This window comes from Nocardia veterana NBRC 100344 (assembly GCF_000308855.1).
Taxonomy (GTDB): domain Bacteria; phylum Actinomycetota; class Actinomycetes; order Mycobacteriales; family Mycobacteriaceae; genus Nocardia; species Nocardia veterana.
Map to the genome: position 1 here is coordinate 59,711 of NZ_BAGM01000208.1, position 19,354 is coordinate 79,064.

The window sequence follows — 19,354 nt, forward strand, 5'->3', positions numbered from 1 at the left end:
ACATCGTTCGAGCCCGGATTCGTTGCGCCGTAGGAGTTTTGTCGCCTCGACAGGTGTGGCTGTGTATCCCGCTCAGCCGGCGGATTGCGCCGCGCGAAGGAAGTTGATCGTCGCTTCGGTCAATCCGCCGTCCACGTACAAGATCTGTCCGGTGACATAACGAGCGTCCGGGCTCAAAAAGAACGGGACGGCATCGGCGATGTCCTCGGGTTGTGCGCGGCGACCGAGTGGCACCACCGCATTGAAACGTGCCTCGCGTTCCTCATCCGCCGATACCGCCGCGGTGCCCTCGGTGGCGACTCCGCCCGGTGCGATAGCATTCACCCGGATCCCGCGGTCCGCCAACTCGACTGCGCACAACTTCGTGAGCGATACCACCGCCGCCTTCGACGGTGAATACGCGGCGGTTCCCGGCGTCACCACCTTGGCCGCGATCGATGCGATGTTGACGACAGCGGCGGTGGGCGCGGCGGTCAGTTGCGGAAGGAACGCCTGGGTCATCACCAACGTTCCGATCACGTTGACATCCATGACCTTTCGGAACTCCTCGACCGACACGGAAGCGATCGGTGCGGGCGGAAAGATTCCGGCATTGTTGACCAGGGCGTCGACCCGTGGGAGCGAGGCCGACAACTCGGCCGCGGCGGAATTGTCGGTGATGTCCAATTGTGCTGGGATACCGTCGATTTCACGTGCGATCCGTTCGGCGGCCGTGCCGTCGAGATCGACGGCGACGACGCTGAATCCATCCTTCGCCAGACGCCGCGAGATCGCGGCGCCGATGCCGCGACCGGCGCCGGTGACGACGGCTACGGGTGCGTCGAGAGTCATTGTGCTGCACTCACTTCCTTGTCCAGGAGGACAAGATCGGCGCGATCGCTGGATGGCAGCGATCGCATGGTTCGTTTGTCGAGTTTGCCCACCGGTGTCCGTGGCAATGCGTCTATGGCGTAGACCCGTTTGGGAATTTTGTAGCCGGCCAGCATCGTTCGTGCGTACCGGTCGATCTCGGCACGGGTCGGCGGGTGCTTGCTGTCGGCCGGGACGACGAACGCGACGAGAACCTCACCGAGGTCGTGGTCCGGCAAGCCGAAACAGGCGACGTCGGCGATCGCCGGATGCTGAATCAGCGCTTGCTCGACTTCGGCGGGGTAGATGTTGACCCCGCCCGAAACGACCATATCGGTGTGCCGGTCGGTGATCCAGACGTATCCCGCCTCGTCCATGCGGCCGATCTCGCCGAGAGTGAATTCCGCTCCGGTTCGGGCACCGGCGATATAGCTGATCCCGTGTCCGGTGGTATCGCGGAACCAGAGTGGCCCCTCGGTGCCGGGCGGGGCCGGTTCACCGTTGTCATCCTTGACGAATGCTTCGAACGGCGGAATCGCACGCCCGACGGATCCCGGTCGTTCCAGCCATTCGGCCGCGCTGATCATGCAGGTCGTCCCGACTTCGCTGGCGCCGTAACTTTCCCAGACGATCGGCCCGAACCAGTCGATCATCGCCTGCTTCACCGGTGTCGGACATTTCGCGCCCACCTGCAGCACGTATTGCAGGGAGGAGACGTCGGTTGCTGCTCGCCTGGATTCCGGCAGAGCCAGCAAGCGCTGGAAATGTGTCGGCACCATGATCGAGGAGCCGATGCGATCGCGCTCGATGATGTCGAGCAGACGGTCGGCGTCGAACTTGCCGAGGATCGTGACCGGCACGCCGCCGGCGAAAAGGCGTGTCGAGGTGAGCGGGCCGGAGTGATACATCGGGCCGACGACGAGGTGGCGCCCGAAGCCCACCATCCGATTCTCGGCGAGTCGCTCGAGATGGATATCGATGTTCTCACCGCCCACCCACGAAGTGTGCGGCAGTTCAACACCCTTGGGCCGGCCGGTGGTACCCGAGGTATATACGAGCGTTCGCCGAGGTTCGACGTCCGTGCGTGGCTCGTCGTCGTCACGACAGCATTCCCCCCACGCCATCACACCCTGCGGCACCGGTCCATCGCCCCATGCGACCACGCTCTCGATACCCGCCATACGGGCCGCCTCGGCCGCGACCTGCGCCGTCCCCGTGTCGCACAGCACGACACGGGATTCGGAGTCGGTCAGGATGTAGGCGGCTTCGGAGGCGGTGAGATGCGAATTGACGGCGACCGCGGAGGCGCCGGCCAACGTGCAGGCCACATAAGCGAGCAACGTATCGACCGAGTTCGCCGCGATGATCGCGACTCTTCGGGCCGGACCGAGATTGGTTGCTTGCAACGCGTTGACGGCAGGGCGAAGCCGTTGGTCCACCTGCTCCCAGGTCAACGCCTGCTCGCGGTCCCGCAGCGCGATCTCGTCCGGGCGCTGTTCGGCGATACGGGCCGCGAAAGTCACGGCGCCACCCGCACCGCGTGCGTCTGCGACCACTCCCGCAGACGGGCGGCTGATTCGTGTTCCTCGCCGTGCCCGTCGGCGCGCTGCAACTCGCCCTCGAGCACCTCACCGTTCGTGCCGTCGACGGTCACGGTCTTGCCGACCAACGCCTCGATGACGCCCTGCCCGCAACCAACCACGCACGGCGTGCCCAGCTCACGGCTGACCACGGCGGCATGGCTCGTCGACCCGCCGATCTCGGTCACGATCGCGACCGACACCACCATGCCACCGACATCGTCGGGATCGGTGGTCGGTCGCGCCAGGATGACTGGAACTCCCGCGTCGGACAGATCCTCGGCTTCCTCGCAGCTCGCGACGACGCGGCCGGTCGCGACCCCGGGACATGCCGGAACGCCGGAGGCCAACAGTGTGGCCTGCTCGCGAGCGACCGGGTCGACGTGGGGCGCGGTCGCCGCGGCGATCTGTACATCGGTGACCAACTCGACCGCTTCATGGCGTTCGATGATGCCTTCATCGGCCAGCTGCACCGCGATACGCACCGCCGCCTGCGGGGACCGTTTGGCCGCCCGCGTCTGCAGCAGCCACAGCCTGCCGGCTTCCACGGTGAACTCGATGTCCTGGGCATCCCCGCAGTGCTTTTCGAGAGTGCGGGCGAGCTCGAGCAACTGAGTGTGCACCTGGGGCATCCGTGCTTCGAGCTCGTCGAGATGCATCGCGTTGAAGCGCCCGGAGACCACATCTTCGCCTTGACCGCGGGGAAGCCACTCGCCGTAGGGCTCCGGATCGCCGCTCAGGGGATTGCGGGTGAAGAGGACTCCGGTGCCCGAGTTGTCGTCGAAATTGCCGAAAACCATGGCCTGCACCGTGACAGCGGTGCCACCGTCATGACTGATCTGGTGGTGCGTGCGATACGCCTGGGCGCGAGGCGAGTTCCAGGAAGCGAAGACGGCCTCCGCCGCCAATACCAGGTCCTTCCACGGATCACCGGTAGCTTGCGCGCCGACCACTCGCTCGAACTGTTCGCGAAACCGACGGTGGGTGTCGGCTGCGAAGGCCGGGTCGCCGGTGATCTCGGCAAGACGTGCCTCGACGGCTTCGTTCATACCCAGGTTGAGCACCGTATCCATCATTCCCGGCATGCTGCGGGCGCCGCCGGAGCGAACCGCGACGAGTAGCGGCCGGTCGGTGCCGCCGAGTCGGCGTTCGAGCGTGTTTTCGAGTCGGGACAGCCCCTCACGCAGACAGTTCAGTGCCGTTTCGGTCAGTCGGCCGCTGTTGTCGTTGACCCCGGCGCAGAATTCGGTCGACAGTACGAACGCGGGCGGTACGGGCATTCCGAGCGCGCGCATCCGGTTGATGCTGCGGGCCTTTCCGCCGACGAGTGTCGGGTCGAGGTCGGGGGTGTCTCCCAGCCAGATCAGACTCATGAACAAGTTCCTCCTAGACGGCGCGGCCCGCGGCCGCTTCTTCCTCGCGAGTCAGGCCGAGCAGGCCGATGAGCTCTTCGTGGAATTCGAACCACACGGTGTGATAGCTGTCCGCTATCGGACGGGCGACGAAGCTGATATCACCGGCGTTGATGTGCTGGAGCGCATTGTCGAACCGGCGCGAATAGGCCGCCAGCCTCGGAGCGACCGCCGCGATCCGGCTGACGAGGGGCGCGAACCCGGCGTGCAGGCTGACGAGTCGCTCGATGACGGACCGATCGTACGCGCTGTCGGTGTGGTCGTTCGGTGCGCCCGCCTTGAGTTGCCAGTCGCTGATGACCTGCTTGAGGTCGGTGTTGTGGTGATCGAACTCCTTGTACAGGGCGGCCAGTTCGGCCTGGTCTACGCCGGTGCGCTCGGCGGATACGAGCGCCGCGAGCCGCTCGCGGCCCTCCGGGGTCAGCCGCACGCTCGGCTCTCCCTTGACGTATCCGGCGTCGCGAAGCGTGCCGAATTCTGACAACGCGGTGTCGGCGTCGATGCCGCAGGAGTCGGCAGCGAGGGCGGGGGACAGCCGTCCTTTCAGACGTGCCGCTTGCAGGATGGCGAACTCGTGAGCCACGGAATTCCCCTGTTCTCTCTGTCGTCGTAACTTGATCTAACGTCCGATCATCTAGTGATAGACTAATTCGAGCTTAGCTGAGAGGTCGATCACATGTCCACCGAGGGAGTGAGCTGGCATGCACTTGGTCCTGATGCGCCACGGCGAACCTGTCCGCGACGGCGGTGATCCCCGAGATCCGGGCTTGTCGAGTGCCGGGGTGGCGCAGGCGTCTGCGATGTTGCCCTACCTGGCGCGTGAGGCATTCGATGTCGTCTACAGTTCGCCCCAGCTTCGAGCTCGTGAAACGGCGGGCATCGTCGCCGATCGGCTCGGGTTGCCCGTCGTCCTCGACGATGGCCTCGTCGAATTCGATCATGGCGCCCCCTATGTCCACTACGACAACGGCGAAGCGGACGTCTGGGCGCACTATTTCGCCGGTGATCTGTCACCGTGGGGACTCACCAGCGCCGAGTTTCATGCCCGCGTCTCCGATGTGGTCGGCCGGATGGCTGAAGGTCGTACCGATCGGCGAGTCCTGGCCGTATGCCACGGCGGGGTGATCAACGCGTGGACATGTCAGGTCTTCGGGGTTCCGGAGCGGATCCGGGTCATGGAGCCGGGATATGCCTCCCTGCATCGATACGAGCACGCTTCCGGTGGCTGGCGGGTGCTGAGTCTGAACGAGGTTCCGTGAACCTGACCCTCGACACGCAAATAGTCCAGTAATAGAGTAAAACTGTCACGTCACCGGTGCGTGACAGTCCTAAGGAGTCGCCATGGAGTTGGTGGTGTTCAGCCACGGCGCCGACGGTTGCGGGCTGGAACCGCACGCGATGATCGAAGCCGTTGCCGCACGCCTGGGCGATGCACCGTGGACCGCGGCCTATATTCCGGACCGCTCGCTCGCCTTCCTGCCGGCGCTGCGGCGTCTCGTGCACGCAGAGCCGGTAGCAGGGCCGCCGAGTCACCTGAATGACCTGATCGCAGATCATGCCGGTGGACGAGTATTCGCCGTATCCGGCCCACAGGCGGTGCGGAAGCTCGCGGCCGAGATCTACGACGTCGACCTCGGAGTCGTGCCACTGCCCGAATCCGGTTCGCTCACCCGCTTCCGTATCAGTCGCACCGGCGTGCGAAGCGTCATCTGCCTCAACGACACGCTTCATCTGGCCGTGGCGGCCGCCGATGCCCTACCCCGAGAGGATGTTCACATCTCATGACCGACTTCGATGTCGCCGGCGTCGGCGATTCCGAACCTTGTTCGGCATCGGCCGCTCGTGAATTCGTGCCGACCACGACACGAGAGGAGGCCGACGCATGACCAGTGGTGTTGGGGCCAAGACATCTGCGGGGGATATCCCGGATGCCGAGGCGTTGAGCCGGATGTATCGGTTGATGTGTACCACGGCGCTGGCCGACCAGAAGTCGGTGGCCGAGTCCAAGGCGGGCCGGTTGCAGGCCGCGTTCTACCCGATTCGTGGGATGGAGGCGGTATGCGCGGCGCTGGGCGAGGTGCTCACCCCTCGGGACCGGCTGGTCTCCACGTATCGGAACCTGGGCGACGCGCTGGCGAAGGGCGCGTCGCTGCGGTCGATCATGGCGGAGTTGTACGGCCGCCGGGCGGGGTTGTCGCGAGGCAAGGGCGGTCCGATGCATCTGCAGGACCCGGCGATCGGGTTCACCGCCACAACCGGCATCGTCGGCTCCGGGCTCCCGATCGCTGTCGGCTTGGCGATGGCCGCGCAGCTCGACGATGATCACACCGCGACCGTGGTGACCTTCGGCGACGGCGCCACATCGATCGGCGCCTGGCACGAAGCGATGAACTTCGCCGGGCTGTGGCAGCTTCCGTTGGTCTTCGTGTGTCAGAACAACCAATGGGGCGAGCACACCCCGCTGGCGAGGTATGCGGCGAACACGAACCTCGCGGAGCGTGCCGGCGCATATTCCATCCCCGCGGAAAAGGTGGATGGTTTCGACCCGCTCGCGGCGCTGAACGCACTACGTCGTGCGGTGGCGCGAGTGCGGGCCGGCGAGGGACCGATCTTCCTGGAATTCATCCACTACCGGTTGACCGGTCACACCGGCACCGCCGACTACAGCTACGTTCCGGCGGATGAATTGAAAGCGGCGATGGAGCGCGATCCCGCGCCGGCGTTCCGGCGGTGGTTGCTGGAGCAAGGGCGCCTGAACGAGCAGCAGGTCGACGACATCGAAAAGCAGGCCCGATTGACGGTCGATGACGCCTTCGATTACGCGGCGGGCTGCGAATTGCCGGCCCCGTCCGATATCTACACCGATGTTTTTGCCGATGACACCTGGGTGAGGAGCCTGCACAATGACTGACGCCACGATCGACGCAGTCCGCGAGGAGGCTGCTCCGACGATGACCATGGCCGCGGCACTGAATTCCGCATTCCATCTGGCCATGGAGAACAACGACAAGATCGTGGTGCTCGGCGAAGACGTCGCCGACCCGATCGGCGGGGTGTTCAAGACCAGTAAGGGGCTGTCCACCAAATTCGGTGAGCTGCGGGTCCGTTCCACCCCGATTTCGGAGCAGGCCATTGCCGGGGCGGCGGTGGGACTCGCGCTCGGTGGATACCGGCCGATAGCGGAGATCATGTTCTTCGACTTCATCACCCTGGCGATGGATCAGATCCTCAACCATGCCGCCAAGTTCCGGTACATGACCGGAGGTACGACACCCGCGCCGATTACGGTGACGACGACCATCGGCAGCAGCCATTTCGGAGCCCAGCACGCGCAGTCGCTGGAAGCATGGTTCATGCATACGCCCGGTATCAATGTGCTGTATCCATCGACGCCGTCGGACGCCAAGGGATTGATCACGACGGCGCTGGAATCGCCCGACCCGAGTCTGCTGATTCAGCATTCAGGGCTGTTGTACAGCGTGAAGGAACCCGTGCCGACAGGGATACACCGAGTGCCGTTGGGTAAGGCGAAGATTCTGCGCCCCGGTTCGGATGTCACTCTCATCACCTACGGCACACAGGTCGCGGTGTGCATGCAGGCCGCCGAAGCGCTCGCCGAGTCGGGAGTGGAGGCCGAGGTCATCGACCTGCGCACGCTGGTTCCACTCGATTTCGCCACCGTCGAGGAATCGGTCGAACGCACCCGCCGAGCCGTCGTCGTACACGAGGCGACCGAGTTCGTCGGTCCTGGCGCCGAAATCGCGGCGAGGCTGAACGAGAGGTTGTTCAACGAGCTGCTCGCACCCGCGGTGCGCGTCGGCGCGGCGTACACACCGGTGCCGTTCTCCAAGTCGTTGTCCGGATACCCGACAGTCGACCGCGTCGTCGCCAAAGTGCGAGGGCTGCTGGGGCTGCAAAGCGCTGCGGGCACCCGGCCCGTCGAACGTTGAAATCGCGTGAAATCAGGAGGTCATAGTGGGCGAACGGCTCGATGTCGGCGATCGCCGCATCACGTATCAGGATGTGCTTGCGCTGGACAGCCGGCCGGTACCCAAGCATCTCCTCCGTCAGTCGCCGGGAAGTTTCGATTTTCACGAGGCTTCCATCGATCGGTATATCTCGCGCGAATGGCATGAGGCCGAGAAGACGCAGCTTTGGAGCCGGGTGTGGCAATTCGCGTGCCGGGAGGAGCACATCCCGGAGGTCGGGGACCACATCGTCTACGAGATCGCGGGTTCGTCGTACATCGTCATTCGCACGGCGCCTGACTCGATTCGGGCCTATCCGAATGCCTGCCTGCATCGCGGCCGGGCACTGAAGGAGTACGCGGGACGTTGCAGCGAGATTCGTTGCCCGTTCCACGGCATCGCCTGGACACTCGAAGGCGATTTGAAGCGCATTCCCGCGCCGTGGGAGTTCGAGCACGTCGATCCGGAGAACTTCAAGCTGCCGCAATGCAGTGTCGGGGTCTGGGCGGGTTTCGTCTTCATCAATCCGGATCCTGACGCGGAGCCGCTCGAGAGCTATCTCGGCGAATTCACCGAGCAGTTTGCGTTGTGGTACGGCCACGAACGATACGTGGAGACCCACGTCTCGAAGGTCATCCGCGCGAACTGGAAGGTGGCGCAGGAGGCGTTCATGGAGTGCTGGCACGCGCCGGCCACCCATCCGCAGACCGTGCCGTATGCCGCCTTCGGGGCCTGTCAAGTGGACGTCTACGAGAATTTCGCCCGCTTCATCACCCCCTCCGAGGTGGTGGGGCCCATGATGCCGTGGGATCCCAGCACGGAGGAGATGCTGCGGTCGACGATGGATGTCCGTGTCGACGAGCAACTTCCGATAACACCCGAGCACGGTGAGACGGCGCGGGACTATGTCGTGCGGACGACCCGCGAGAAGTGGCGCGCACTGATCGGTGAGCAGGTGGAAGAGTGGTCGGACGCGGAGCTGGTCGACAACTTCACCTACACGGTCTTTCCCAACCTGATGCCGTGGGGAGGCGTACACAAGATCGTCTACCGATTCCGGCCAAACGGAGACGACCACCGCAGTTGCATCATGGAGGTCTTCATGATCGCTCCGGTGGTCGGTGAGCGGCCCGCGCCCGCGCGTGAAATAGCCCTCGACGCCGATACCCCGTTCAGCAGTTCCCCACTCGGGATCCTCGGCAACGTTTTGGACCAGGACTGCGGCAACATGGAGAAGGTCCAGCAGGGCTTGGAAAGCGCCCGGAAGAAGACGGTGACTTTCGCGTCCTACCAGGAGAACAACCTGAAATGGATGCACCGGCTGATGGACCGCTACATCGAAACGGCGGAGAAATGAACGGAATCGTCCATCCCTACAGCAAGGACCTCTACGAGCGCGACGAGGCGGAGGATCGAGTGAAGGTGACCCGCAGCGATGGGGAAATCGGATACTTCGCCGCGAACGGTCGCTGGCTGGACGGCGCTCGATTCGAAGCCGACAAACATCTGTGCGGCTGGATCATGTCCCCACGCCACGCGCATCGACTCGTCGTCAATCCGGCGTCGCACTGAGCAGAAGAGGAGAACGACCGCGTGCTGAAGACGCGTTTCACCGAGGAGTTCGGGGTCGATCACCCGATCGTCTGTGGCGGGATGACCGCCGTCGGCAAGGCCGAACTCATCGCGGCCGTGGCCGAAGCGGGCGCCCTGGGATTCCTGACCGCTTTGACCCAGCCCACGCCGGCCGACCTGGCGAAGGAAATCGCGAAGGTTCGCTCCCTGACCGATAAGCCGTTCGGTGTGAACTTGACGATCCTGCCGACGGTGAAACCGGTTCCGTACGACGAGTACCGCGACGCGATCATCGAGGGTGGGGTCAAGATCGTCGAGACCGCGGGCGCCAATCCGGAACCGCACCTGCCGGCCTTCAAAGCCGCCGGAGTCAAGGTCGTGCACAAGGCTGTGGCGGTGCGGCACGCACTCAAAGCAGAGCGGCTCGGCGTGGATGCGATCAGCATTGATGGCTTCGAATGCGCGGGTCACCCGGGTGAGGACGACGTTCCGAGCTTGGTCCTAGTGAACGCGGCAGCCCGGAAGCTGAGCGTTCCGATCATTGCCTCGGGTGGTTTCGCCGATGGTGCCGGATTGGTGGCGGCCTTGGCGCTCGGCGCTGATGCCATCAATATGGGGACCCGTTTCGTCGCGACGACCGAGGCTCCGGTTCACGAGAATGTGAAACGACAGATCGTCGCGAACGACGAGCGGTCGACGAAACTGGTTTTCCGCGAATTCCGCAATACCGCGCGGGTTGCTCGCAATGCCGTGTCGGAAGAAATCGTGGAAATTTCCCGTCAGGTCGGCGCGACCTTCGAGGACGTGGCGCACCTCGCTTCGGGAGAGCGTGGGCGGCGTGAGGTGCTCGGCAACGGTGACATGGACGGGGGCTTGTGGTGGGCGGGCCAGACGCAGGGATTGATCGACGAGGTGCTGTCTTGCCGAGAGGTCGTCGAGAGCATCGTCGCCGATGCCGAGGCGATTATCGATAAGCGTCTGACCGATATGCGCCAGCGCGGTTGACGGCATAGAGAATTCGCGCCACGAAAAAGGGCCTCGGGACACCGCACACGGTGTCCCGAGGCCCTTTTTACTCGGAGCTCGGGTTCAGCGCCGAACGCTTTCGATCGTGCCAGGTGTCCTTGTCGGCATAGTCACGTATCGCGGCAATTCTGCCATCGCGCAATTCGAAAACGCCAGTGCACTCGATCGCCGCCTCGTTGCCGTTGAACCAGAAGCGATCGATACGTTCGACGAATGCGGTGTCGTCCGTGGACAGCACGGTCACCACATCCCACCGCACCCGTTCTGCCTCGGAGATCGCCGCCCCGAGGGCGGCGACTACGGCAGGTCGCCCGACGACCGGGGGAAGCGGCATCAAAAGGTGATAGGAGACGTCGTCGGTGCAGTACCGTCCTGCCGCCTCGGCATCGCGGTTGTTGATCGCCTCGAGGAATTTGGCGATCGGGGCGGGCAGCTCGCCGATTGTCGTCATAAATTCTCCTAGAATGTCAGCGCAGCACGGACACGAAGGTGGCCGGTTTCGTTCAGTGAGTGCGGGACGAATCGATCGTCCCCGTAGTACACCCGGTTCACCGAGGCGTGGCCGGCGAAGTAGAACATGTCGGGGTCGGCGCCGATGAGCCCTGCGACGAAGGAGCTGATCGCCCCCGCATGGCTCACCACCAGGACACGCTCGTTCGGGTGGCGTTCGGCGATGGTCGTCAAGGCCTGATGGATGCGCCGCCGAAAGTCGTCGCTCGTTTCGGTATTGGGGAACGCATCCCAGCGCAGCGTTCGCCGAAACTCCTCGCCGGCCCGATGCTGGATGTCAAGTGAGACATCCGCGCCGCCCCGGTCGCGGCTGTACATGTCCACTTCGCGCAGTGCTGGGTCCGGCATCGGCTCGAGCCCGGGTGCGGCTGCCGCGGCGACGATCGTGGCGGTTTCGACGGCCCGGTTGAGATCGCTGCAATAGACCGCGGTGACTGATGTGTCGGCCGCGACATCCGCCAGATACTCGCCGGTGAGCCGGGCTTGAATCTGCCCGAATTCCGATAGCCCGGGCCCACCCGGCCGGTACGCCTCGGTGTGGGTCCGCACCTGCTGGCCGTGTCGGAGCAGGATGAGTTCGGTGCGCTCACCGATGACGAGCAGTCCACGTTCCATCGCGTAGCGGGTAGGCGTCAGCTCGTCGGGCTCTGCGGATTCGGCGATCGATACCGAGTCCGGCAGTGGTGTCACGTTCGGCGTCGACGTCATCGGCGTTCCCTTTCGATCGGTCCCAGATGGGGAAGTTCGCCGTCGGCCAGGCGACGGAGGACGCGATGGCGTTCTCCGGAATAGATGTGCTCACCCTCGATGAGTCCGGAGTCGGCGATCGGCCACAGCACTGTTGCTCGATGGCTGACCAGGTAATAGTCGTCGGGTGAAATGTCTTCGCCGGCTTCGGTCGAGGACACGGTGCCGAGATCGCGACCGGCGATCGCGTACTGGAAGTCTCCCTCGGTCACCACGCAGTGCCGATCGGCCACCACTCGATGGATGGCGTAATCCAAGCGGTTGCGGCCGGCCTGCTGCAGACGCTCATACCAGCCGACGACCGCGTCGTAGCCGGATGGGCCGACACTGTCCGAAGCGCCCCAGACGGTGTACTGGGGCTCCGGAACCAGCGTGGCCATGAGGGCCGGAAGATTTCCCGCGACTTCTTCGACTACGTGGCGCGCGACGATTTCCAGATTCGCCTTGCAGGCGGGATCGGTTTCCGTGGCGATCCGATCGAGAAGCAACTGCCAGCCGGGGGTGCGAGTCGTCATGACTCACCGTACTTTCGCTACGCCATCGGTCAGGACCTGTTTGCCTTCACGGCCGCGGACGGCGAAGCGCACGGTTTGCTGGTCGGGCGTCCAGAGATCGACATCGAGGCGGTCGCCGGGCCAGACCGGACCGGCGAAGCGAGCCGACATCGAGGCCAGCGATGCACCGTCGCCGGCGACCTCGAGTACCGCTCGACCGGCGAAGCCGAAAGTGCACAGGCCGTGCAGAATCGGGCGATCCATGCCTGCTCTGGCCGCGAAGGCGGGGTCGGAATGCAGCGGGTTGTAGTCGCCCGAGAGTCGGTAGATGAGTGCCTGCTCGGGGCGTGTGGTGTAGGTGATCGTCTTCGCGGTGCCGGCCGGTGTCGCGTCGAGTTCCGGCTTGGTGCTCGGACCGCGCTCGCCGCCCCAGCCGCCGACCCCCTTGATGAACAGTCCGGCGGAGCTGCGCCACAGCGGGGTGCCGTCGGATGAGGTGCCGGTAGTCCGGGCGACGATCAGTGCGGCCTTGCCTTTGTCCCACATCTCGGTGATCTCGGTGACCGCCTCGGCCTCACCTTCGACCGGGATGTCGGCGAGGATCTCGACACGCTGCTCGGCGTGCAGCAGCTTGGCCCAGTCGAACTTTCCGGCATGTTTGAGCACGCTGAAATCGACACCCAGCGTCACCGGCATGGTCGGAACCATGCGCTGGGTCACTCCCTTGGTGTTGTTGGTGGTGAAGGCCAGATCGTCCACCCCGGCTCCCACACCCAAGGCGTAGAGCATGCAGTCTCGGGCCGTCCACGAGACGTGTTTGGGCGTTGATCGTGCTCCCACGGCGCTGGGATCGAAGGGCGCTGACTCGGCCACTGTGCCTCCTCGGTGGTTGACAAGGCGCGATGTAGCGCCGGTAGATTGTCGCGGTATAAATACTCTAGTACTCTAGCATTTTGAACGCGACCTTAAGGGTTGCCACGAACCGGTCGGAGGTTTCGATGTCGCAGACCATTCCCGCTGTCGACTACCTGGTGCTGGGTGATGACCCGCACCTGGTGGCGCACGAGTGCGTGCAGTGTGGGGCGCTGTATTTCGACCGCCGAAACGCCTGCGCGAAGTGCTCGACGACGTCGTTCACTCGGCGCCGACTGTCGAACGAAGGGGTGGTACGCGCCTACACGATCGTGCAACGCGGCGCGAAATCCGGCCCGTTCACCTCGGTGGTGGTCGAACTCGACGGCGGCGGCGCGGTGAAGGCGAACCTCCGTGGAGTCACCGATCCCGACTCCATCGCACCCGAGACCAAGGTGCGGCTGGTGACCTTCGACGTCGGTACCGACGACGACGGAACCGTGGCGGTCGCATTCGGATACGAACCGATCGGAGCATGAGTTGAGCGAGAACGTCTGGATCATCGGAACGTCGATGACGAAGTTCGGTCGGTTTCCCGACCAGGATCTGCTGGATTTGGCCGCCACCGCGACGTTGGACGCGCTCGCCGACTCCGGTCAGTCGATGGCCAACGTCGGCCTGCTGGCGTTGGGCAATGTGTACGAGGCGAATTCGCACAACGGTCAGCGGTTGCAGAAACAGATCGGCCAGACCGGGATCCCGGTCTACAACGTGGTCAACGCGTGCGCGACCGGCGCGACCGCGGTCCGCGTGGCGATGATGGGCATCAAGTCGGGCGAGTGCGACGTCGCCCTGGCGGTCGGTGTCGAGAAGATGGGCAAGATGGGCATGCTCGGCGGCGCCGCGAAGAAGGCCGGTGACCGCAAGGTCTATACGCCGAAGGGCCGGTACGGCGCGGTAGTGAAGACCGAGGGATTGCTGGGAACCGGTTTGATGCCGGGTGTGTTCGCTCAGGCCGGCACCGAATACGCGCTCGCGAACGGGGTCACGGCCGAGCAGTTCGCCAAGGTCGCGGTGAAGAACCACCTGCACTCGACGCTGAATCCCCTGGCTCAGTACCAGAAGGAGTTCTCTCTCGAAGAGGTGATGGGCGCCGAGGTCATCAGTTATCCGAACACCCTGCCGATGTGTTGCCCGACTGGTGACGGGGCGGCGGCGGTCGTTCTGGTCTCCGATTCCAAACTCGCGACGCTCGATCCCGATGTGCGCAGGCGCGCGGTCAAGGTGTCGGCCTCGGTGATGACGTCCGATCCCTGGACCGAAGCGGGCCAGGTACAGCCCGACGTCAATACGCTGACGCGCATCGCGGCCGACCAGGCGTACGAGGACGCCGGCATCGGCCCGGCCGATCTCGACCTGGTCGAACTGCACGACTGCTTCGCCACCGCCGAACTCATCCACTACGACAATCTGCGGCTGTGCGAGCCCGGCGCCGCCGGCGAGTTCATCGACTCCGGCGCCCCGATGCGCGACGGCAGGATTCCGGTCAACGTGTCCGGCGGTCTGCTGTCGAAGGGGCATCCGATCGGCGCGACCGGCATCGCCAACCTCTACGAGGTGGCGACTCATCTGCGTGGAGAGGCCGGCGCTCGGCAGATCGAGGGCGCGAAGGTGGGGCTCACCCACGTGATCGGGCTGGCATCGGCGTGCGCTGTGCACATTCTGGAAGCCCCGGCGAACCGGTGAGGACGGTGCACTGATGGCAGGCCCGCTACAAGGTGTTCGGGTACTGGAGATCGCCAGCGCGGCGCCGGCCCCGTTCGCGTGCATGATCTTCGCCGATCTGGGGGCGGATGTGGTCACCGTGGACCGCGCGCCCCGCCCGGATCGCGAAGTGAGACGGCCGAAGTCGCCTCTTTCCCGCGGTCGCCGCTCCGTCGTCGCGGATCTGAAATCTCCCGAGGGCGTGGAGTTGGTGCGGGCACTCGCGGCGCGAGCCGACGTCCTGGTGGAAGGTTTCCGGCCGGGCGTGATGGAACGGCTCGGCCTGGGGCCGGACGACTTGTTCGCACTCAACCACGGCCTGGTGTACGCCCGGATGACGGGGTATGGGCAAGAGGGGCCGATGTCAGCCCGGGCAGGTCACGACATCAACTACATCGCGGTTGCCGGAGCGTTGGATCCGATCGGGCGCGCCGGCGAACGGCCACTGCCGCCGTTGAATCTGGTCGGCGATTTCGGCGGCGGTGGAATGCTGCTCGCAGTCGGAGTACTCGCGGCCCTGTACGAACGCGAACTGTCGGGGAAGGGCCAGGTCGTCGACGCGGCTATGGTCGACGGTGCGGCGCTGCTCACCGCATTCGTGCACGGCGTGCGCGCGGAAGGCAACTGGTCGGAGAACCGCGGCACCAATCTGCTCGACAGCGGCGCGCCGTTCTATGACACCTATGCCACCTCCGACGGTGGGCATATGGCCGTGGGGGCTTTGGAGCGCCGGTTCTATCAGCAGCTGCTGGTCGGCCTCGGACTCGACGCGGAGCCCGATCTGCCCGCTCAGATGGATCGAACCCGGTGGCCCGAACTGCGAACCCGCTTCGGTCAGGTCTTCGCGACTCGCAGCCGCGAGGAATGGACCGCGGTGTTCGCCGACTTGGACGCCTGCGTGTCACCGGTGCTGGCACCGTGGGAGGTCGCCGACGCCGAACACACCCGTAAGCGAGCGGGATTCGTCGACGTCGGCGGTGTCTCGCAGCCCGCGCCTGCTCCGCGGTTCAGCCGCACGCCGGCCGACGTGCCGACTCCGCCGCGTCTGCCCGGCGAGGACACCGCGACGGTGCTTGCCGACTGGAAAGTCTCTCTCCCCGACGTCGCGCCGGCGGAACCGGCTGCGGTGGGGGCCGGTGGCGAAGAAAGGGTGGTTGCCCCGTGACCGTGCAGACGATGGCTGTTCCCTCGACGGTGGCCGAGGCGCGGAAGGGGTTCCGGTCGTGGCTGGTCTCCAACAAGGCCGAGCTGGAGCAATTCCGTGAAACCGGAGGTGAGGTCACCGCGGTCTTCGAGCGATTGCGGCTCTTGCAGCGCATGCTCTACGACGCGGGCTGGATTCGGCTGGGCTGGCCGGAATCGATCGGTGGTCTGGGCGGTCGCCCGATCCTGCGGAGCATCGTGAGCGAAGAACTGGCGGCAGCGGGATATCCGCCCCCGTTCTCGTTCGCCACCCAGGAGGTCCTGGGCCCGGCCGTGGCCGAATTCGCTCGTCCGGAATTCGCCGCCGAGGTTCTTCCGCGTCTGCTGCGAGGAGACGAAACCTGGTGCCAGGGTTTCTCCGAGCCCGGCGCAGGAAGCGATCTCGCCTCGCTGCGCCTCAAAGCCGTTGCGACCGAAGGTGGTTGGCGCGTTTCCGGCGAGAAGATCTGGACCAGCTGGGCGCAGTTCGCCGATCGATGTGTGTTGCTCGCCCGCACGGGATCCGTCGAATCGGCACACCGTGGCATCTCCGCGTTCCTGCTCGACATGGACACCCCTGGGATCCAGGTGAGCCCGCTGCGGAGTATGAACGGCGACGACGAATTCTGTTCGCTGTATTTCGACGACGTCTTGATCCCCGAGGATCGACTCTTGGGATCGGTCGACGGCGGCTGGGCCGTGGCCATGTACGTCCTGGCCGGTGAGCGCGGCGCGGCGGCCTGGCAGCGACAGATCTGGCTGCGTTCCCGGTTGACCGAGCTGGCGACGAAACAACCAGCGGTAGTCGACGACGGCGTGATCGGTGAGGCGTTCGAACTGCTCACGGCACTTCGCCTGCTGTCACGACGCACCGTTGCGGCCCTGTCGGACGGGAGGCCCGTCGGTGCGACCACGTCTCTGGACAAGCTCGCGATGTCGACTGTTGAGAAATTTCTGTTCGACGCGGCACTCGCCGGCCTCGACAGCGACATCGTTTTCGGTGGCAGCGCGTCGGCCGAGGCGTGGCGAAACGACTACCTGTACAGCCGGGCCTCCTCCATCTATGGCGGAGCAGCCGAGATCCAACGAAACATCATTGCCGAGCGGTTGCTCGGTCTGCCACGCTGACTGCTGAGGAGCTGAGGAAATGGACGCCGCCGACGTCGCCCAAGTGGTCGACAGCCTGCGACAGGCGTTGACGGCCAACCCGGCCGGCATCGCCGAAGTGCTTTCCGGTTTCGGCTGGAATGATCTGCTCGATGACGAACCGCAGGTCGCGGTAGCCGCTCTGTTCCCGCTGTGCGGCGAACTGCTCACTCCGGGTTCCGCACTGGACCGGGTGCTGCTCGCCACCGCCGGTGCGGCGGCGAGCAGCACCGGCGTCGTGTTGTCGGCGCTGGGCGGGCATCGGCCACCTGGCCGATACGACGGTGCGGGCACTGTGCATTATGACGGTGTCGCACAAGCGAATTCCGGGCCGACGCTGGTGCCGTGCGTCGATCCGGACGGCGCGACGATCTTCGCTGTCATCGAAGCCGCCGCCGTCATCGACGGGGACCCTCTGGATCCCACCGCGGGATGGGGCCGTGTCGCCGGAACGGCACTCGCGGATTCTGTTCTCGGCACAGCGGAACTGGGCTCGGATCCGGCGCAGCTGTGGTCTGACATGGTCGCCGCGGGCCGCCGAGCATTGGCCTATGAGCTGGTTGCGGTGGCCACCGCGATGGAGACGATGACCGTCGACCACGTCCGCGGTCGCCGCCAATTCGGGCAGGCCCTCGGAGCGTTTCAAGCGGTCAAGCATCAACTCGCCGATGTTCATCTGTGGCGTGAGGTTGCCCAGCTTTCCACCGATGCCGCCTGGGAAGACGGCGGATACGAGAGCGCCGCGCTGGCGAAGGCCGCGGCGGTCCGATTCTCGAAGACCGCGCGAGCGGTATGCCAGCAATTGCTCGGTGGCATGGGATTCACCTGGGAGCACGACTTCCATCGCTATCTGCGCCGGGCGCTCACGCTGGAACCGCTGCTCGGCGGGCAAGCGGATCTGCACAACGAGATCGGTGGCGCGCTGCGTGCCGGCTCGATCAGCGACTCACTGATCGCCCTCGGAGAACCGGGCAACGGTTCCGCGGGGAGCGGATCAGCACGACAGGAGGAACAACATGTCTGAGGCATGGATCATCGACGGTGTCCGCACGCCCCGTGGAAAGGGCAAGGCGTCCGGAGCGTTGCACGACGTGCACCCGCAGGAACTACTCGGTGGTCTGCTGCGTGCCCTTGTCGAACGCGGACTCGATGCCGCCGACGTCGACGACGTGGTGATGGGCAACGGTGAGCACGCCGGCGACCATGCCAACGACATCGCGCGTTCAGCGGTGCTCACGGCAGGTTGGCCGGTCACCGTGCCAGGCTTGACTCTGAATCGCTTCTGCGGCGGTGGCCAGCAGGCGGTGATGGCGGCCGCTACCGGCATCCTTGCCGGGTGGCAGGACGTTGTCGTCGCCGGTGGTGTCGAGTCGATGTCGCGGCACCGCTACGGCCAGCCACTCGACGCGGGCAATGCGGCGCTCCGGGCCCGGTACCCACTCGTTCCCCAGGGGATCGCCGCGGATCTGATCGCCACCCTGGAAGGGTTCGATCGTGAGACCGTCGATCGGTTCGCGGTACAGAGTCAGGAACGGGCGGCGACAGCGATCAAGGAAGGGCGTTTCGCCCGTAGCATCGTCCCGGTCCGTTCCGAGTCGGGTGCGGTACTGCTGGAACAGGACGAGCACCCACGCCCGGGAACGACGCTGGAGTCGCTGGCGCAGTTGCCCGCCTCGTTCGAGCGATCCGGCGCCAAGCCGCGCTCGGACGGACGATCCTATGACGATATGTGCCGCGACACCTACCCCGACGCCGGACCGATCCAGCACGTCCACCATGCCGGTAACTCGTCGGGCGTGGTCGACGGTGCGGCCGCCGTGGTCGTCGCATCGGATTCGTATGCCCGATCGCACGGAGTGGCTCCGCGGGCGCGGATCGTCACCGGGGCGGTGCGCGGCGCCGAACCGGTCATCATGCTCACCGCGCCGGGCCCCGCTGCCGAAGCGTGCCTCGCCAAAGCCGGCATGACGGCGGCGGATATCGATTTGTGGGAAATCAACGAGGCTTTCGCGGCGGTACCGCTGAAGGTCATCAAGGACTTGGCGCTCGACCCCGATCGGGTCAACGTCAATGGAGGAGCCATCGCTCTGGGGCACCCGATCGGTGCTACCGGAGCGATGCTCTTCCAAACTCTCATAGACGAACTCGAGCGCCGCGACCTGAATACCGGCCTGGTCACGATGTGTACCGGTGGTGGCATGGCCACCGCGACCATCATCGAGCGAATCTGACAGCGGCCACCGATCCACCGC

General features: G+C 65.2%; 21 protein-coding genes. 13 read left to right on the forward strand and 8 right to left on the reverse strand.

Going from position 1 to position 19,354, the window contains the following annotated elements; all coding sequences use genetic code 11:
* Positions 1 to 72: 72 nt before the first annotated feature.
* From ON37_RS29710 to ON37_RS29725, 4 genes are read right to left on the reverse strand one after another with little or no spacing between them, the layout of a single operon-like run.
* Positions 73 to 831, reverse strand: a complete 759-nt coding sequence (locus ON37_RS29710) for an SDR family NAD(P)-dependent oxidoreductase (RefSeq protein ID WP_040724211.1) — start codon at positions 829 to 831, stop codon at positions 73 to 75.
* Positions 828 to 2,372: an AMP-binding protein gene (locus ON37_RS29715; RefSeq protein WP_051032306.1), complete on the reverse strand. Its 1,545-nt coding sequence runs from the start codon at positions 2,370 to 2,372 to the stop codon at positions 828 to 830. Before ON37_RS29715 ends, ON37_RS29710 begins: the two co-directional genes overlap by 4 nt.
* Positions 2,369 to 3,802, reverse strand: coding sequence for a pyruvate, phosphate dikinase (locus ON37_RS29720; RefSeq protein WP_051032295.1), 1,434 nt, complete (start codon positions 3,800 to 3,802; stop codon positions 2,369 to 2,371). The genes ON37_RS29715 and ON37_RS29720 overlap by 4 nt, the downstream gene beginning before the upstream one ends.
* 13 nt (positions 3,803 to 3,815) lie before the next feature.
* Positions 3,816 to 4,424 (reverse strand): hypothetical protein, encoded by a 609-nt coding sequence (locus ON37_RS29725; protein WP_040724212.1) that lies wholly within the window; start codon positions 4,422 to 4,424, stop codon positions 3,816 to 3,818.
* 118 nt (positions 4,425 to 4,542) lie between these two features.
* Between ON37_RS29725 and ON37_RS31400 the strand changes: the two genes are divergently transcribed.
* The 7 genes from ON37_RS31400 (at position 4,543) to ON37_RS29765 (ending at position 10,386) form a co-directional block, all read left to right on the forward strand.
* A complete protein-coding gene (locus ON37_RS31400) occupies positions 4,543 to 5,100 on the forward strand; it encodes a histidine phosphatase family protein (RefSeq protein WP_051032296.1) in 558 nt (185 codons plus the stop codon).
* A gap of 82 nt (positions 5,101 to 5,182) precedes the next feature.
* Positions 5,183 to 5,626: a hypothetical protein gene (locus ON37_RS29740; protein ID WP_040724213.1), complete on the forward strand. Its 444-nt coding sequence runs from the start codon at positions 5,183 to 5,185 to the stop codon at positions 5,624 to 5,626.
* A 97-nt stretch (positions 5,627 to 5,723) separates the two neighbouring features.
* Positions 5,724 to 6,752: a thiamine pyrophosphate-dependent dehydrogenase E1 component subunit alpha gene (locus ON37_RS29745; RefSeq protein ID WP_051032297.1), complete on the forward strand. Its 1,029-nt coding sequence runs from the start codon at positions 5,724 to 5,726 to the stop codon at positions 6,750 to 6,752.
* Entirely contained in the window at positions 6,745 to 7,791 is a 1,047-nt protein-coding gene (locus tag ON37_RS29750; RefSeq protein ID WP_245553569.1) for an alpha-ketoacid dehydrogenase subunit beta, read from the forward strand. The genes ON37_RS29745 and ON37_RS29750 overlap by 8 nt, the downstream gene beginning before the upstream one ends.
* Before the next feature lie 25 nt (positions 7,792 to 7,816).
* Positions 7,817 to 9,166, forward strand: coding sequence for an aromatic ring-hydroxylating oxygenase subunit alpha (locus ON37_RS29755; protein ID WP_040724214.1), 1,350 nt, complete (start codon positions 7,817 to 7,819; stop codon positions 9,164 to 9,166).
* The gene (locus ON37_RS29760) at positions 9,163 to 9,381 is read left to right on the forward strand and encodes a hypothetical protein (protein ID WP_040724216.1); all 219 of its coding nucleotides are present in this window, start codon (positions 9,163 to 9,165) and stop codon (positions 9,379 to 9,381) included. Before ON37_RS29755 ends, ON37_RS29760 begins: the two co-directional genes overlap by 4 nt.
* Before the next feature lie 21 nt (positions 9,382 to 9,402).
* On the forward strand, positions 9,403 to 10,386 hold the full coding sequence (locus ON37_RS29765; protein ID WP_040724218.1) for an NAD(P)H-dependent flavin oxidoreductase: 984 nt from the start codon (positions 9,403 to 9,405) through the stop codon (positions 10,384 to 10,386).
* Between the two features lie 67 nt (positions 10,387 to 10,453).
* Here ON37_RS29765 and ON37_RS29770 read toward each other — a convergent pair whose 3' ends face one another.
* The 4 genes from ON37_RS29770 to ON37_RS29785 are packed head-to-tail and all read right to left on the reverse strand — an operon-like array spanning position 10,454 to position 13,031.
* Positions 10,454 to 10,858, reverse strand: coding sequence for a nuclear transport factor 2 family protein (locus ON37_RS29770; RefSeq protein ID WP_040724220.1), 405 nt, complete (start codon positions 10,856 to 10,858; stop codon positions 10,454 to 10,456).
* Between the two features lie 8 nt (positions 10,859 to 10,866).
* Positions 10,867 to 11,625 carry a histidine phosphatase family protein gene (locus ON37_RS31405; RefSeq protein ID WP_051032299.1) on the reverse strand — a complete coding sequence of 253 codons (759 nt, stop codon included), beginning with the start codon at positions 11,623 to 11,625 and terminating at the stop codon, positions 10,867 to 10,869.
* Positions 11,622 to 12,179 carry a hypothetical protein gene (locus ON37_RS29780; RefSeq protein WP_040724221.1) on the reverse strand — a complete coding sequence of 186 codons (558 nt, stop codon included), beginning with the start codon at positions 12,177 to 12,179 and terminating at the stop codon, positions 11,622 to 11,624. Before ON37_RS29780 ends, ON37_RS31405 begins: the two co-directional genes overlap by 4 nt.
* Positions 12,180 to 12,182: 3 nt before the next feature.
* Positions 12,183 to 13,031, reverse strand: a complete 849-nt coding sequence (locus ON37_RS29785) for a MaoC/PaaZ C-terminal domain-containing protein (protein WP_040724223.1) — start codon at positions 13,029 to 13,031, stop codon at positions 12,183 to 12,185.
* A 125-nt stretch (positions 13,032 to 13,156) separates the two neighbouring features.
* On the opposite strand from ON37_RS29785, the gene ON37_RS29790 reads away from it, so the two are divergent.
* From ON37_RS29790 to ON37_RS29815, 6 genes are read left to right on the forward strand one after another with little or no spacing between them, the layout of a single operon-like run.
* Positions 13,157 to 13,549, forward strand: coding sequence for a Zn-ribbon domain-containing OB-fold protein (locus tag ON37_RS29790; RefSeq protein WP_040724225.1), 393 nt, complete (start codon positions 13,157 to 13,159; stop codon positions 13,547 to 13,549).
* A gap of 1 nt (position 13,550) precedes the next feature.
* The gene (locus tag ON37_RS29795) at positions 13,551 to 14,756 is read left to right on the forward strand and encodes a thiolase family protein (RefSeq protein ID WP_040724227.1); all 1,206 of its coding nucleotides are present in this window, start codon (positions 13,551 to 13,553) and stop codon (positions 14,754 to 14,756) included.
* Between the two features lie 13 nt (positions 14,757 to 14,769).
* Complete coding sequence (locus ON37_RS29800) at positions 14,770 to 15,939, forward strand: CaiB/BaiF CoA transferase family protein (protein WP_083893391.1); 1,170 nt, start codon at positions 14,770 to 14,772, stop codon at positions 15,937 to 15,939.
* The gene (locus ON37_RS29805) at positions 15,936 to 17,084 is read left to right on the forward strand and encodes an acyl-CoA dehydrogenase family protein (RefSeq protein WP_245553570.1); all 1,149 of its coding nucleotides are present in this window, start codon (positions 15,936 to 15,938) and stop codon (positions 17,082 to 17,084) included. Before ON37_RS29800 ends, ON37_RS29805 begins: the two co-directional genes overlap by 4 nt.
* Positions 17,085 to 17,103: 19 nt before the next feature.
* On the forward strand, positions 17,104 to 18,126 hold the full coding sequence (locus ON37_RS29810) for an acyl-CoA dehydrogenase family protein (RefSeq protein WP_051032300.1): 1,023 nt from the start codon (positions 17,104 to 17,106) through the stop codon (positions 18,124 to 18,126).
* Positions 18,119 to 19,333 carry an acetyl-CoA C-acetyltransferase gene (locus tag ON37_RS29815; protein ID WP_083893392.1) on the forward strand — a complete coding sequence of 405 codons (1,215 nt, stop codon included), beginning with the start codon at positions 18,119 to 18,121 and terminating at the stop codon, positions 19,331 to 19,333. Before ON37_RS29810 ends, ON37_RS29815 begins: the two co-directional genes overlap by 8 nt.
* Positions 19,334 to 19,354 lie beyond the last annotated feature (21 nt).